The organism is Paraburkholderia sp. RL17-381-BIF-C (assembly GCF_046026435.1).
GTDB lineage: Bacteria > Pseudomonadota > Gammaproteobacteria > Burkholderiales > Burkholderiaceae > Paraburkholderia.
On the sequence record NZ_JARESX010000269.1, the window covers coordinates 1 to 252 of the forward strand.

Sequence of the window (252 nt, forward strand, 5' to 3'; positions counted from 1 at the left end):
CGGTCAGGAACAGGAACTTGTCCTCAGTCACATCCACGGTCAGCGGAGCGCCTTTTTCCTTCCAGTCCGGAATCAGCTCGGTAATGGCGCGCGGATCCATGACCGCGCCCGAGAGAATATGCGCCCCGATCTCCGAGCCTTTTTCCAGTACGCACACGCCAATCTCGACGCCTTTTTCCGCCGCCAGCTGCTTCAGGCGAATCGCCGCGGACAGCCCAGCTGGGCCGCCGCCGACGATCACGACGTCGTATT

Annotated in this window: 1 protein-coding gene; it reads right to left on the bottom strand. The window is 61.9% G+C overall.

All coding sequences use genetic code 11. The features are described 5' to 3' along the window. On the bottom strand, positions 1–252 hold a 252-nt coding region (locus P0D70_RS37005), incomplete at both ends, for an NAD(P)/FAD-dependent oxidoreductase (RefSeq protein WP_408188155.1).